Here is a 13,288-nt window from a genome sequence, read left to right as displayed (position 1 = left end):
CGTCTATAGTTTCACTGAGGAAGACCCTCCTGAATCTTATTTTCAAAAATCTATACATTGATAACTTTATCTAGAAAAGACTTCGTCCTTTCATTTTGCGGATTGTCGAAAATTGCATCTGGACTACCCTCTTCCATAACTTTTCCATCTGCCATAAATACAACACGATCAGCAACTTCTTTAGCAAAGCCCATCTCATGTGTTACTACAACCATTGTCATCCCATTTTTTGCAAGGTCTTTCATTACTGCTAAAACATCCCCGACCATTTCTGGATCAAGAGCAGAGGTCGGTTCATCAAATAACATTATATCAGGATTCATAGCCAATGCACGCGCAATGGCAACACGTTGTTTCTGCCCACCAGAAAGAGAATATGGCATTGCATTGTATTTATCTTCCAAACCAACTGTCTTTAAAAGCTTTTTAGCTGCTTGAGCTGCTTCTTCTTTACTGCTTTTTCCCAATTCAGTTGGCGCAAGTTCAACGTTTTCTCCAACTGTTAAGTTATTGAACAGATTAAAGTGTTGGAAAACCATCCCGATGTTTTCACGGGCTTTATCAATATCAGTCTTTTTATCGCTGATATCATTCCCATCAATTACAACTTTTCCGGAAGTTGGCACCTCAAGTCTATTTAAGCAACGTAAAAGGGTACTCTTCCCAGACCCTGATGGCCCAATCAATACAACTACTTCATTATTAGCGACCTTAAAATCAATTCCCTTCAAAACATGATTGTCGCCAAAATTTTTATTTAAATCTGTGACATCAACTTTTAAATGCTTCATTAGTCTTTGATCCTCCGTTCAACCCACTTTGATAACAATGTCAAAAGGGTAATAATAACCAAGTAAATGACTGCTATGATTGTCCAAATTCTAAAACCTTCTAGGTTACGAGCAATAATAATTTTACCAGTTTGAGTAAGTTCAAGAATCCCAATAATCGATAAGATAGAAGTATCCTTCAAAGTAATAATAAATTGATTAATAAATGAAGGGACCATTATTTTAAGTCCTTGCGGTAAAATAACCCTTCTCATTGCTTTTCCAAATGGTAGCCCCAAACTACGGGCAGCCTCCATTTGACCGGTGTCAACAGCTTCTATTCCACCCTTAACAAAGGCAGCCGTATAAGCACCTTCATTCAAAGTCAAGGTAATAATACCAGCAATAAATGCAGGAATTTTAGAACCGGTAAGGCTTGGAACACCATTATAAATAAACAATGCTAGAACAAGTAAAGGAAGTCCCCTGAAAATATAAATAACGGTTGTTGAAAATCCTTGTGAAAACTTGTTAGGAATCACACCCAGTAAACCAATCAAAACACCAAAAACTGTTGCACAAATAATCGAAACAACTGTTAGTTCAATCGTTTCCCAGACACCCTCAAGAAGTGCATCTTTATTTTGTTTAAGTAAACCGACAAAAGTGTGCCCATCTGCATCTTTTTGCTTATTTTCTTTCTTCTTTGAACTTGTAGCAGCACTGCCAGTATATTTTTCTATAATCTGATCATATTTTCCATTCTTCTTAAGTTTTTCCAGACCTTGATTGAACTTGCTAAGCAATTCCTGATTCTTGCCCTTTTGGACTGCGAAACCATATTTACCAGTGTTGGTAGGCTTAGTAACAATCTTTAAGCCTAAACCAGTTTTTACACCGTAATTTAAAACAGCACTATCATCAAAACAAGCAGCTGAATTACCATTCTTAACGTCATTATAAACATTATCTGAGTCATCAAATGTAACCGTCTTGAAACCATACCGGTCTTTAATTGAGTTAGCATAATCTGCACCGGAGGTCCCGGTTTTTATTGCAACTCTTTTTCCTTTCAAATCTTTTAAACTTGTAATTTTGCTCTTAGGAGCAACAGCCATTACAATTCCTGATTGATAATAAGGAGTTGAAAAATCAAATTTTTGCCGCCGTTCATCTGTAATTGTCATTCCCGCAATCACACCATCTATCTGTCCTGAACTTAAAGATTGGACAGCCGCATTGAATCCTATCGGTTTAATGTCAGCCTTAAACCCCTCTTCTTTGGCAATTGCTCGTATTAACTCCATATCAATACCGACATACTTATTATTTGAATTTGCATATACGAAAGGAGGAAACGTCACATCAGTCCCAATCGTATATGTTTTTTCTGCAGCCTGTACTTTAGGCTGTGAAAACATAATTCCAGCTATTGTAATGCTAAAAATACAGCTGAGTAAAACAAAAAATTTTTTCATCTAACCTACCCCTATTTCTCATAATAGTAGTAAGTATATCATAAATTTATTATTGAGAGCTGGGGGTCTTTAATAATTACAGTTTACATGCCTCAATACTTTGTCTTTCAAAGTTAATTACTTGTTAAACTTTTATAAACAAACTTTAATAACTTTTTTATATTAGTTAAACTCTTCTTCTAGTTATTCAATTACAACTTTAGTGCCGACTTTAAGATTCTCGTACATCCATTTTGCATCCGGCACAGACAGGCGAACACAACCATGAGAAGCTGCATGTTTTCCTAATTTTTGCGCCTCGCTAATAATATAATTTCCATTCTTATCTGTTGGCACACTGTGGAAAAGATAGATACCATGGTCTTTCCAAGAAACCCAATAATGAGCACCCTCGCCTGAAGCTGCATTGTAAAAGAAATCACCCTTTTCTTCTTGTACTTGATATGTCCCAAGCGGCGTGCTGTTATCATCAGTTTCTGTTTTTTCACCGCTTCCTGTAGAGGTATACATTGTATAAACTGTTTTAGACCCGTCTTTTAAATATACACGTTGTTTCTTTGTAGAAACCAGTATCCAAAAATTTTTTAACTCATTCAAATTAGGATAAGCTACAGTCTCAGAAGACTTTCTCCAATCTATAGGTTGGCGCATTACTGTCTTCTTTACAACCTTTTTCTTTTTTTCTTTCTTTTCTTCATTTTTTGCTGATTTTTTTACCTTTGTTTGAGTGGTCACCTTTTTAGTGCTGTTATTTATGAAAGTCTGATTAGACAACTTCCAACCGACCAATAATAAAATAGCTCCGATAAGAATTACGATAATAATGTTTCTTTTCATTTTTCCCTTATTCCTCCTACAATAATAAGCCTGTCTTTAGCTTAAAAAAACTCAATAAAATGGTAATTCTAAATCAGCTACTCCTCTTCTTACTAGGTTGGGATTCCCTTCACTCCAATATAATTCTCTGAACCACAACAGAATTAAAATTAAAACACGCCTACTAATCCAAGCGACATTTAGTATTAATTATAACAGCTATAAGTTAAATTTCAGCAAAGGTTGCTTATTTTGCCACAATAAAGTTTCCGATACTATTAAGCCATTTAAAAAATCAGCAACAATGCAAGTTTATCACCCAAAACTAAACGATTAACAGTACACATTAAAAGCTCTTTTTATTTATTTGAAAAAGACAAAATTTTTAAGCAGCATCTTTTTATGTCACCAATATATCCTCAGTATACTAAAATGCTGTATAATGCAATTGAAACCGAGTACAAAATATTTAAAATCGCTCTATCATAAGAGAAGTGAGGTATTAGTTTATGAAACAAACAAAAGAAAAGATTCCCAACCTATCATCTGAATTAAGAGCCGACATTGTTGAAACTCCTGAAATTATCCGCAGGGCTTCAGGAATCAACCTTTTTGGAAAAAGAATCAAAAGTATTATTTATACAACTGATGTCGCGGTAATTGCAAATTGCAATGCAGATGCCGTCTTAGTTGTTTATCCATGGACACCTAATACACGTATCCTTGATGCAGTTTCTACTGTTTCCAACATTCCAATCCTTGCAGGTATCGGCGGTGGTCTTACAAAGGGATTACGTTCTGCAGTTGTCGGTTTTTTTGCCGAGGAAAGCGGCGCCCAAGCAGTTGTTCTTAATGCGCCTACTACGATTGAAACAATTCAAAGTGTAAAAAAAGCAGTGGATGTTCCTATCATTTATACCATTGTTAATCAAAATGTTGATCTTAAGGAAAGAATTGAAGCCGGTGTAAAAGCATTTAATATTGCTGGAGGCAAAGATACTGCCGCACTAGTTTCTTGGGTACGTCAAGAACTTAAAAACAATGATCTTGATCCGAACTTTCCAATCATTGCTTCGGGTGGAAAAGGTGATGATCAGATAAAGAAAACAATTGAAGCTGGCGCCAACGCTATCTCGTTTACTGCTTACGGAGTCACTGAAGCAACATTCCAGAAAAAAATGGAAAAATATCGCGAAGAAAACTAAATTATTCCTTATAAAATACAATCAACTTAGAATATGGCTGAAATGGATACATCACAAGTAAATTAAAATAGGCAATATTTAGTCCATCGAAAAGGCCCTTAACAGATTACGATTGTTAAGGGCTTTAAAATTAATTATGTAAACTAAGCAGGGTATGCAAATCTTTTGTATAAAAATAAATGCTACAGTACATTTTTGACAAAGCAATATAAAAAAGGATGGGAACCTGACCAAAAAATAAAAAGTAACAGGACTGAGACAATAATTAACCAGTGAAATAACAACAAAAAGCTGTTTCCGTATTCTTACCACCCTCTAGAAAGGTAAGCTTCTCAGAAACAGCCAAAAACAATGTTTAAACAGTGTCTTTCGTCTCGTTATGAGACAACTGCATTGTACTTTAAATTACAATAATTTTCAATCAATTATAAAAAGTAACTTCAAATTTATTGAACTTTTGCGTATCTCGTGAATTTAAAACCCCATATTTTACTACAAAAGTCATTTAGTAACTAGAAAAACAGATGAAAAGTGAATGTAAAGAAGTGTAGATAACTTCCCAAAACAAGTTCATCTGCTCAGAAAAATTTTTTAATTTAAGTATTTTTCAGGCTAGTTTGCTTAATAACTACATTTTTAGATTATCGCTTAAAAGTCTTTCATATAGTTCACGCATAACAAAAATAATCATTGCAGTTAAGAAAAATGAGAATGTCACATCAGAAAAGAAATGCGCCCCAATAATCACACGTGATATTGCAAGTAAGATCCCATAAATGATTCCTGTAATCCAAAGACGTTTGTGCCACTGTGGCTGTGTCGCAAACCAAGAAAAGACGATGCATAAGGTTCCCGCCATTGTATGTCCTGAAGGAAACGATTTATGTCCGTTGATACCATTAGGGTGAAACCAAGGTGTGAAATCTTTTTGAGAAGAACTTAATTCATAAGGGCGTACGCGACCCCATACGTCTTTCAAAGTTAAATTGACTTCCAAAGCAAACCAAACCGTTAGCGATGCAAAAATAGCCACGATTAAATAACGATTTAACTGCTCATTATTTTTTTTGCTCATCCAGTATTGTACTAAAATTGTGAAAACTGCATAAACCACTAACCATAAAATAATAGCTGTCCCAGTTGCCAGCTTAGCGGTAGCAGCGTCACTATTTGCTAAGCCCATACTCCTACCTGAATGAATGTTATTGAGAGCAGATATAGCGTAACTTTCAATCTCGTTTAGATATTGTTTTACCTGCCATAGTGAAAGGCTGAGACCTCCAATAAATAAAATACTCGAAAATAAAAGCTCTTCACGGTGCCTTAATGCATAAGCCATAGCAATTTCACCGCATAAAACAAAAATACAGTAAACTGGAAATTCACCAAACGTTTGGAAAATTGTCCCAAAAATACTGTTGTAGTTTATTACTGTATTGCTGATTGCCAAATCACCAAAAGCCGCAATAAAAAGCAAAACTACACAAATAACTGCTGAAACTGAAAAAAATTTCTTTTTAGTCTTATAATCCATTTTCTCATCTCCCTTAACTTAAGTTTACCGTATGCTTGTAAAGTTCTTGTTACGATTTATTATTTGTTATGTAAATTAATAAATAAAAACATTTTCAATGCTAAAACTTATTGTTTTATTTCAGCTAAACAATGTTTAGGGTACCGGCAATCCTATTTTTTAGAAGTACCTTAACTAACTATGTTAAACTTCAAGTAGGAGATGACGCTATGAAAAAAAGAATACACAACCTTTTTTACTTACTGCTTGCAATTATTTTAGTCGAATTCATCGGCTTTTTATCTGCCCTTTTTGCAGGAAACATAAAACAAGCTTATCATAACTTAACATTGCCGCCTCTCTCACCGCCAGATAGCCTTTTCGGAATAGTATGGCCGTTTCTTTATTTATTGATCGGTATTTCTGGTTACATGATCTTCTTTAAGAACATGCCCCGAAAAACTAAGGTAATCTCTGGGACTCTCTATTTTTTACAGCTGTCCATCAACTTCATCTGGAGCATCGTATTTTTTGGAAGAAATAACTACTGGCAAGGTTTCCTATGGATCATTGTACTTGACTTGCTGGTACTTTCTTATATTTTGTATCTGCGTAATCGTAACAGAATTGCCGCCATCTTATTTTATCCTTACTTTATCTGGATTCTATTTGCAACCTATCTAAGTTTTGGAGTAGCAATACTGAACTGACTGCTTCCAGTTAGTTTCACGCAGACCTTACTTTCAGCTCAATAGACTGGCTACAAAATTGATTACAGTTGCTATTAAGACTGTGTTAAATAGAAACGAAATTAACGCTTGTCCCAATGCAGCTTTACGGAAAGCAGTAGTAGAAAAATCAGTATCGGATACTTGGTAAGTCATACCAATTGTAAAAGATAAGTAGGCAAAGTCCCAAAAATTAGGAAGTTCATTGTTGTTAAAACTGACTCCCCCTTCGCCTTCACCATAATTATCCTTGTAATAAAGTTCGGCATAGTGCACTGTATACAGAACGTGGATGAGATTCCACGAAGAAAAAATACTGAAAATGCAGAACCCAATCTCCACAGGGCTGCCCTTGCTAACTGTCAGTAACAATATCACCACGATAAGACTTACTAGGCTTGCTAAAATTATTAAAAAATCCAAAACAGGATAACGGACTCTTTCATTTAAAGTTATTTTTTTTGTTTTTTCCCCGCTATGCGGAAAAAACGCAAACCAAATCAAAAATACCAGGATCAATGAAGCTGCATCCCAGCCTAACAGTAAAGCCATTTTCCAATCTACTAAAAATAAAGCTAAAGCACTCACTAAAAATCCAAAAAGATATGAAATAACAAAACGGCCCTTTTTCTCCTTAACCATTTTTCTTTTATGTTTATTTCCTTTCAATAAGAAATTCCTCCTTTATCCGACTTTGTTTTACCACTGGCTTAATTTCTTGATTTTTCTCGACAATTCTCCAAAGTATGCTGCTGAACTAGCAAAAGGTTCACTAGGAAACTTTTTTCACTGACAAGCTTGTCTATATTTTATATTCTGCCAGCCCTTAATTTTTGTCCTTATAAATCTTCAAAAACCACCATTAACTTAAACTAAATTACACAAAAAAATAAAATTATTTATTTAATTTTAAGTTTACTATTTTAAGTAAAGCTGGCGCAGATCACTAAGATCAGAAACAGACAACTGCATTGCCTGTTTAAAATATGTCTGCATGCTGCCATAGTTTTTAAAAATTGCCTGTTGCGCTTCGTCCAAAGAATTTCCCTGAACGTAAAAAGAAGAATTCATTTCGTTAATAAAATCTGCTAGATTGTCGTTTTGTAATTTTTGCCGCAATTCATCTTGATCTGTTGTTTCATATACGAGGTTTGTCAGCAAATAATCACGTTTAACAATTGGATAAGCTACTCCGAGTGCAGAAAGAATCAAAAAACCCGCGACTCCAGTACGATCTTTGCCAGCAGCACAGTGAAAAACTACTGATTTATTATCTTGATCATTCTTTAAGAGAGTAGTAAAAAGCATCCTAAAAGCGAGCTGAGCATGGCTATTCATGACCATCATTTCATATGGATCTAAAACACCATCGCTATCATCTTTTTCTTCCTTTTTTAGAGGCAGGTCAGACCTTTCATCATTGCCTAAAGGATAAACTGGATAAGAAAGGTAACTGGTTCCTTGAGGAATACGATCAGGTGCCATTTCATGCTCAAAAGGCGAACGCAAATCAATATCATAATTAAGTCCATAACGCGCTAATTGCCATCTTGCTCTTAAGGTTAAATTGCTCATATCTCCAGATCGCAGTAATTTTCGCCAACGTACCACTCGCCCATCCTGTGTCGGATAACCACCCAATTCACGCAGGTTGACACTTCCTGAGACATTCAAAATACGCTCTTTCTTCATATTATCTATCTCCCACAGTTAAAACTTCTGGTAATGTTATAATCTCATCTATAAGCAGCTTCTTTAATTTTAAAACTTTACCAGCATAAAATAAATTCATTAATCTTAACTCACTTAGTTAAGTACTTTATAAACAGTTATATAAAAAATATCTGGAGGTAAAAAAAACGGATGTGGCAAGAGTAAAAATGTCACATTCGTTCATGTCATAAAGCATAAATTTTATACGATGTACATCATTTCATTCATAGCGCAAATAGGCGACAGTTGTATTTAAATACTCATCAAAACCATGTTTACCGTCAGCTCCGCCTAATCCAGACTGACGCCAGCCTGCATGAAAGCCGGTAATAGCTTCTTCTGCTTCACAGTTGACATAAACTTCGCCGAATTTCAAACGGTTGCTTAATTCCATAGCTTCTTTCAAGTTTTCGGTAAACGCATAAGATGACAAGCCGTAAGGCGAATTATTAGCTTTATTAACAACTTCTGTCAATGTCTTAAAGGTAGCCACAGGTAAAACAGGTCCAAAAATTTCATCATGCATAATTGAAGAACCCTCAGAAACTCCCGTAACAACCGTTGGCTCGTAGTAATTACCGGGACGATCTATAATGTGACCGCCAGTAAGAACTTCAGCACCTTCAGAGCTTGCTTTTTTGACCTTTTCATCAATAGCTTTTAATTGTTTTTGGTTAATAATAGGCCCCATGTCTGTCTTAGCAGACTTGGGGTCGCCGGCGACTATTTTTTTCATAGCCTTAACCAGTTTTTGAATAAACTCCTCAGATACATTTTCTTGCACATAAACTCTTTCAGGACAAGTGCAGACCTGCCCGCTATTATTAATCCGGGCTGTTACAATATATTTCACAGCTTTATCTAAATCAGCATTTGAAGTAACAATTGCAGGAGCATTTCCGCCTAATTCAAGATTGACTTTCTTTACATTGGCTGCAGCTGCTTTCATCACAGCCTTGCCAGCGCTGGTACTGCCCGTAATTGAAATCAAATCAACATTTTTATTCTTTGCCAGTAAGCCACCAACTTGTGCACCACTGCCAGTTACAACCTGAACAAGCCCAGCTGGAATATCTGTCTGCTGCAAAAGCTCAGCAATCTTCAAAGTACCAAAGGGTGTCTCACTGCTAGGCTTGACGATGACAGAGCAACCAGTTATTAAAGCAGGAATCAATTTGCGCATTAAAATTAGGATTGGCGCGTTCCAAGGAATAATACCTGCTGTTACACCAATTGGTTTTTTTACCAGCATAATAGTTTCGTTTTCAACTTCGTTTTGTAAAACTTCGCCTATATCAGACTGTGCTAATGAAGCCATGTACTTAATATAGCCGATTGACTTCTCAATTTCGCCAAGAGCAGCTGCCCAAACTTTTCCTTGCTCATCTTGGTAAATTTTCGCTAGCTCATTTTTATTTTGGCTAATCAAGTTTGCTAGTTGCAAAACCAGTTCAGCTCTTTTTATCCGATTAACCTGTGCCCATTTTTTTTGTGCTTTTGCAGCCCCAGCAACCGCCTCGTAAACATCTTCTTCGTTTCCTCTAGCAATTGTACCGATTTTTTTATTGTTAGCAGGATTATAAACTACATCTGTTTCACTTGAATCACTTGAAACAAATGAACCGTTAATAAATTGCCTGTTTTGTACATCCATATAGTTAAAATCCCCCTCTTTTATTCTACTTAATCATTCTAGAATAGAGTTTTAAAGAAGTCTAACAAGTTGTTTTACTGCAGCTTTTTCTTTTACTCTAAGAGAGTTATACTTTAAGCCATAGCAAAGGAGAATGAAATATGATTGGTTGTAGCAGTCTTACCTTGAGTACCAAGGATAATAAACATTTATTATCACGAACAATGGACTTCACCATCGAAATGGCTGAAGAAATCCTTTTTGTGCCAAAAAATAAGAATTTTAAAACCAGTTATGGAACGGATGAGGCATTTAATACAAAATACGCGTTTATGGGTGTCGGCAAACTCATTGAAAACGATCCTGTTTTATTTGACGGTATTAATGAAAAAGGGTTGATGGGAGCTACTCTTTACTTTCCACGTTATGCACATTATGAAAAAAAGCCCTTATCAGGCAAAATCAACGTTTCACCTGACAAAGTAATCGCCACGGTTTTAGCGAGTGCAAAGGATTTAAAAGAAGTCAGCAGATTATTTAAAAACTCGCTTAGTATTCTTGCTCAGCCTAATTCGGTCATCGGCAGCGTCCCTCCTTTACACTATATCTTTAGCGATAAAAGCGGACATACCCTAATTATCGAGCCGCGAGAAAACGGCATTGACATTATAGAAGATTCTATCGGTGTGATGACTAACAGTCCCGATTATTATTGGCATGAAAACAATCTGCGCAACTATCTCACTGTTACTCCTAAACAGCATAAGCCAATAAAATTTCTAAATAAAGAATTATTTCCCTTCAGCCAAGGATCTGGGACCTTCGGTCTTCCCGGCGACTACACTCCTCCTGCTCGTTTCATCCGAACAGCATTTTTAAAAAATGCTGTTGAACAACCTGCAAATGAAGTATCTGCCGTTTCACTGCTTCACCACATTTTAGAAGCAGTCAGTATCCCTAAGGGGGCAGTGATTAACGAAAAAGGGGCAAGTGATTATACATGCTATACTGCTCATATGTGTGCTGAAACCTTATCTTTCTATTATTCAACTTACTTTAACCAAAGAATCAACAAAATTTCTTTGAAACCGCTGTTAGATAATACCGATTATAAAACATTTAAAATCGCTAATCATGAAGATATAAATAAATTAAATTAACGAGATGCATTTTATCAAGTTTGAAAATAACTTCGGCAATCAAGTAAAATAATCAGAAAAAAATTATCTAAGAGACAGGAGGAATATCCACTATGACAAAAGCACTGCTTATCATTGACTACACAAACGATTTTGTTGCCACTAAAGGGGCCTTGACAGTCGGAGAACCTGCACAAAAAATTGCTGATCCAATTGTTACTTTGGCGACACAATTTATTTCTAACGAAAGTTTTGTTTTTTTACCAACTGATGTCCATACTCCAGGCGATCCTTATCATCCTGAAACTAAACTTTTTCCGCCGCATAACGTTCGTGGAACTTGGGGACGTGAATTATACGGTCCGCTAGCACAATGGTACTTGGATAATAACGAACGCGGAAATGTCGCTCTTTTTGATAAAACACGTTATTCAAGTTTTGCAGGTACCCCTCTGGATATCTGGCTGCGCGAACGCGATGTTACCGAAGTTCATCTTGTAGGTGTCTGCACTGATATTTGCCTTTTGCATACGGCAGTGGACGCATACAATTTGAACTATTCTATAGTAGTTCACCAAAAAGCCACCGCTACATTTAAACCAGGTGGACAAAAATGGGCACTTGATCATTTCAAAACAGTATTGAATGCTAAAATCGTTTAAGAAATATTCGCTATAGTTTATCAACATCAAAAAAGGAGCTGAGTCCAAGACTCAGTTCCTAATTTTATCCTACAATAGCAATCTTAATGAATATTAACAGTTAACTTTTCACAGTGAATGTTTGAAACCTAATGACTATAGGCACATTTCTTTTTTTATTATAATCATATTTTGCTAACTTAAAACATTCTTGCTATAAACGTACTTCGTACGATTGAACTATTTTATCAGCTACCATACGCCCTTCGTGAATTCCCCAGATAACTAAACTTGGCCCACGACGGGCGTCGCCAGCAACTAAAATTTGATCTTCATTAGTTGTATAATCGTCATTAATTTCAGTTATTCCAAAAGCAGAAAGAACTGATTGCTGCGCGCCAGTAAAACCCATTGCTAGTAAAACTAAATCAACTGGCTGATCTTTTTCTGTACCTGTAACCGGCTTAAATAATTGAACTTTACTGGTTGTCATGCTAGTAAGCATTCCTTGTTTTCCTTTAAAGCCGACTGCTGTAGCTTCATAAGTTGTCAATTCACTACCAAAAATTTCTTGTGCTTCTTGTTGACCATATCCTGTTTTAGCAACCATTGGCCATTGTGGCCATGGGTTGCTTGCCAACCGCTTTAATGGTGGGCGACGCGTAATTTCCAGCTGCTGAATGCCACTAGCTCCTTGACGAACTGCTGTAGCAATACAATCATTTCCTGTATCACCACCACCAATTACTACTACTTTCTTGCCTTTCAAGCGTTGGTTTGCTCCTGTCCCATCTTTGAGCACTTGTTTAGTTGCCAATGTAAGATAGTCGACAGCTTGCATTATTCCCTTAAGTTTGCGGCCAGGTACTTGCAAATCACGTGCTGCTCGTGCACCAATCGTCAAAATAATTCGTTCATATTTAGACTGAAGCTCTTGAGCAGTAACATCCACCCCAACGTTTGTATTGACTACAAATTTAATTCCAACTTCTTTCATGACGGCAATACGACGAGCGACAATTTCTTTAGGCAATTTCATGTTAGGAATCCCGTACATTGTCAACCCGCCAGGATGATCATCACGTTCATAGACTGTTACTTCAAAACCAAATTTATTCAACTGCCATGCAGCTGATAAACCTGCTGGTCCGCTACCTACAACTGCAATTTTTATTCCATTACGTCGTTGTGGTAACCCACTATTTGTTACCCAATTATATTTAAAAGCTTGTTCAATAATAAAACGTTCATTATCTTTAATAGTAATTCCTTGCCCATGAAGTGCTTCATTACAAGCAACCTCACAAGGAGCAGGGCAAACCCGACCTGTAAATTCCGGTAATGGATTAGTCTTGGTTAATCTTTCAAAAGCTTGTTTATCTTCTTTGCGATAAACTAGATCATTCCATTCAGGAATCAGGTTATCATCAGGACAACCGCTGACCGCACGACCACCTGCGTAAAAGAAACCTGCATGGCAATGCGGAACCCCACAGTTCATGCAGCGCGCTGCTTGTTTTCGGCGTTCTTCATCGCTTAATGGCCCTTGCATTTCCTTAAAATCTTTGATGCGTTCTGCCACACTGCGATATGGGTTATTGACCCGTGGATATTTCATAAAACCAAATGGATCTGCCATTTTCGCTTCCCCC

Annotated in this window: 12 protein-coding genes; 4 read left to right on the top strand and 8 right to left on the bottom strand. The window is 36.4% G+C overall.

What is annotated here, in order from left to right; genetic code table 11:
• Nucleotides 1-50: 50 nt before the first annotated feature.
• The 3 genes from FD46_RS05325 to FD46_RS05315 all read right to left on the bottom strand — a co-directional run bounded on the left by FD46_RS05325 (nt 51) and on the right by FD46_RS05315 (nt 3,085).
• Nucleotides 51-791 carry an amino acid ABC transporter ATP-binding protein gene (locus tag FD46_RS05325; protein WP_057896132.1) on the bottom strand — a complete coding sequence of 247 codons (741 nt, stop codon included), beginning with the start codon at nt 789-791 and terminating at the stop codon, nt 51-53.
• Nucleotides 791-2,248 (bottom strand): amino acid ABC transporter substrate-binding protein/permease, encoded by a 1,458-nt coding sequence (locus tag FD46_RS05320; protein WP_057896131.1) that lies wholly within the window; start codon nt 2,246-2,248, stop codon nt 791-793. Before FD46_RS05320 ends, FD46_RS05325 begins: the two co-directional genes overlap by 1 nt.
• Nucleotides 2,249-2,431: 183 nt before the next feature.
• On the bottom strand, nt 2,432-3,085 hold the full coding sequence (locus FD46_RS05315; protein WP_057896130.1) for a L,D-transpeptidase: 654 nt from the start codon (nt 3,083-3,085) through the stop codon (nt 2,432-2,434).
• A gap of 488 nt (nt 3,086-3,573) precedes the next feature.
• On the opposite strand from FD46_RS05315, the gene FD46_RS05310 reads away from it, so the two are divergent.
• A complete protein-coding gene (locus tag FD46_RS05310; protein ID WP_057896129.1) occupies nt 3,574-4,269 on the top strand; it encodes a hypothetical protein in 696 nt (231 codons plus the stop codon).
• Nucleotides 4,270-4,897: 628 nt separating this feature from the next.
• Here FD46_RS05310 and FD46_RS05305 read toward each other — a convergent pair.
• The gene (locus FD46_RS05305; RefSeq protein ID WP_057896128.1) at nt 4,898-5,803 is read right to left on the bottom strand and encodes a phosphatase PAP2 family protein; all 906 of its coding nucleotides are present in this window, start codon (nt 5,801-5,803) and stop codon (nt 4,898-4,900) included.
• Nucleotides 5,804-6,012: 209 nt separating this feature from the next.
• Between FD46_RS05305 and FD46_RS05300 the strand changes: the two genes are divergently transcribed.
• Nucleotides 6,013-6,492 (top strand): TspO/MBR family protein, encoded by a 480-nt coding sequence (locus tag FD46_RS05300; RefSeq protein WP_057896127.1) that lies wholly within the window; start codon nt 6,013-6,015, stop codon nt 6,490-6,492.
• Nucleotides 6,493-6,525: 33 nt separating this feature from the next.
• On the opposite strand, the gene FD46_RS05295 is transcribed toward FD46_RS05300, so the two are convergent.
• From FD46_RS05295 to aldA, 3 genes are all read right to left on the bottom strand, one after another.
• Nucleotides 6,526-7,179: a DUF1345 domain-containing protein gene (locus FD46_RS05295; protein ID WP_235805575.1), complete on the bottom strand. Its 654-nt coding sequence runs from the start codon at nt 7,177-7,179 to the stop codon at nt 6,526-6,528.
• Nucleotides 7,180-7,428: 249 nt separating this feature from the next.
• Complete coding sequence (locus FD46_RS05290) at nt 7,429-8,202, bottom strand: tyrosine-protein phosphatase (RefSeq protein ID WP_057896126.1); 774 nt, start codon at nt 8,200-8,202, stop codon at nt 7,429-7,431.
• A 241-nt stretch (nt 8,203-8,443) separates the two neighbouring features.
• Nucleotides 8,444-9,877, bottom strand: coding sequence for an aldehyde dehydrogenase (gene aldA, locus FD46_RS05285; RefSeq protein ID WP_057896125.1), 1,434 nt, complete (start codon nt 9,875-9,877; stop codon nt 8,444-8,446).
• Nucleotides 9,878-10,017: 140 nt separating this feature from the next.
• On the opposite strand from aldA, the gene FD46_RS05280 reads away from it, so the two are divergent.
• On the top strand, nt 10,018-11,016 hold the full coding sequence (locus tag FD46_RS05280) for a choloylglycine hydrolase family protein (protein WP_057896124.1): 999 nt from the start codon (nt 10,018-10,020) through the stop codon (nt 11,014-11,016).
• Nucleotides 11,017-11,099: 83 nt separating this feature from the next.
• Complete coding sequence (locus FD46_RS05275) at nt 11,100-11,657, top strand: cysteine hydrolase family protein (RefSeq protein ID WP_057896123.1); 558 nt, start codon at nt 11,100-11,102, stop codon at nt 11,655-11,657.
• A gap of 193 nt (nt 11,658-11,850) precedes the next feature.
• Here FD46_RS05275 and FD46_RS05270 read toward each other — a convergent pair whose 3' ends face one another.
• Nucleotides 11,851-13,275, bottom strand: coding sequence for a glutamate synthase subunit beta (locus FD46_RS05270; protein ID WP_057896122.1), 1,425 nt, complete (start codon nt 13,273-13,275; stop codon nt 11,851-11,853).
• Between the last annotated feature and the right edge of the window lie 13 nt (nt 13,276-13,288).

Origin of the sequence: Liquorilactobacillus oeni DSM 19972 (assembly GCF_001436275.1) — a bacterium.
In the GTDB taxonomy this organism is placed as follows: domain Bacteria; phylum Bacillota; class Bacilli; order Lactobacillales; family Lactobacillaceae; genus Liquorilactobacillus; species Liquorilactobacillus oeni.
The sequence above is the reverse complement of the archived record's forward strand: the minus strand, read 5'-3'. Positions and strand labels throughout refer to the sequence as shown.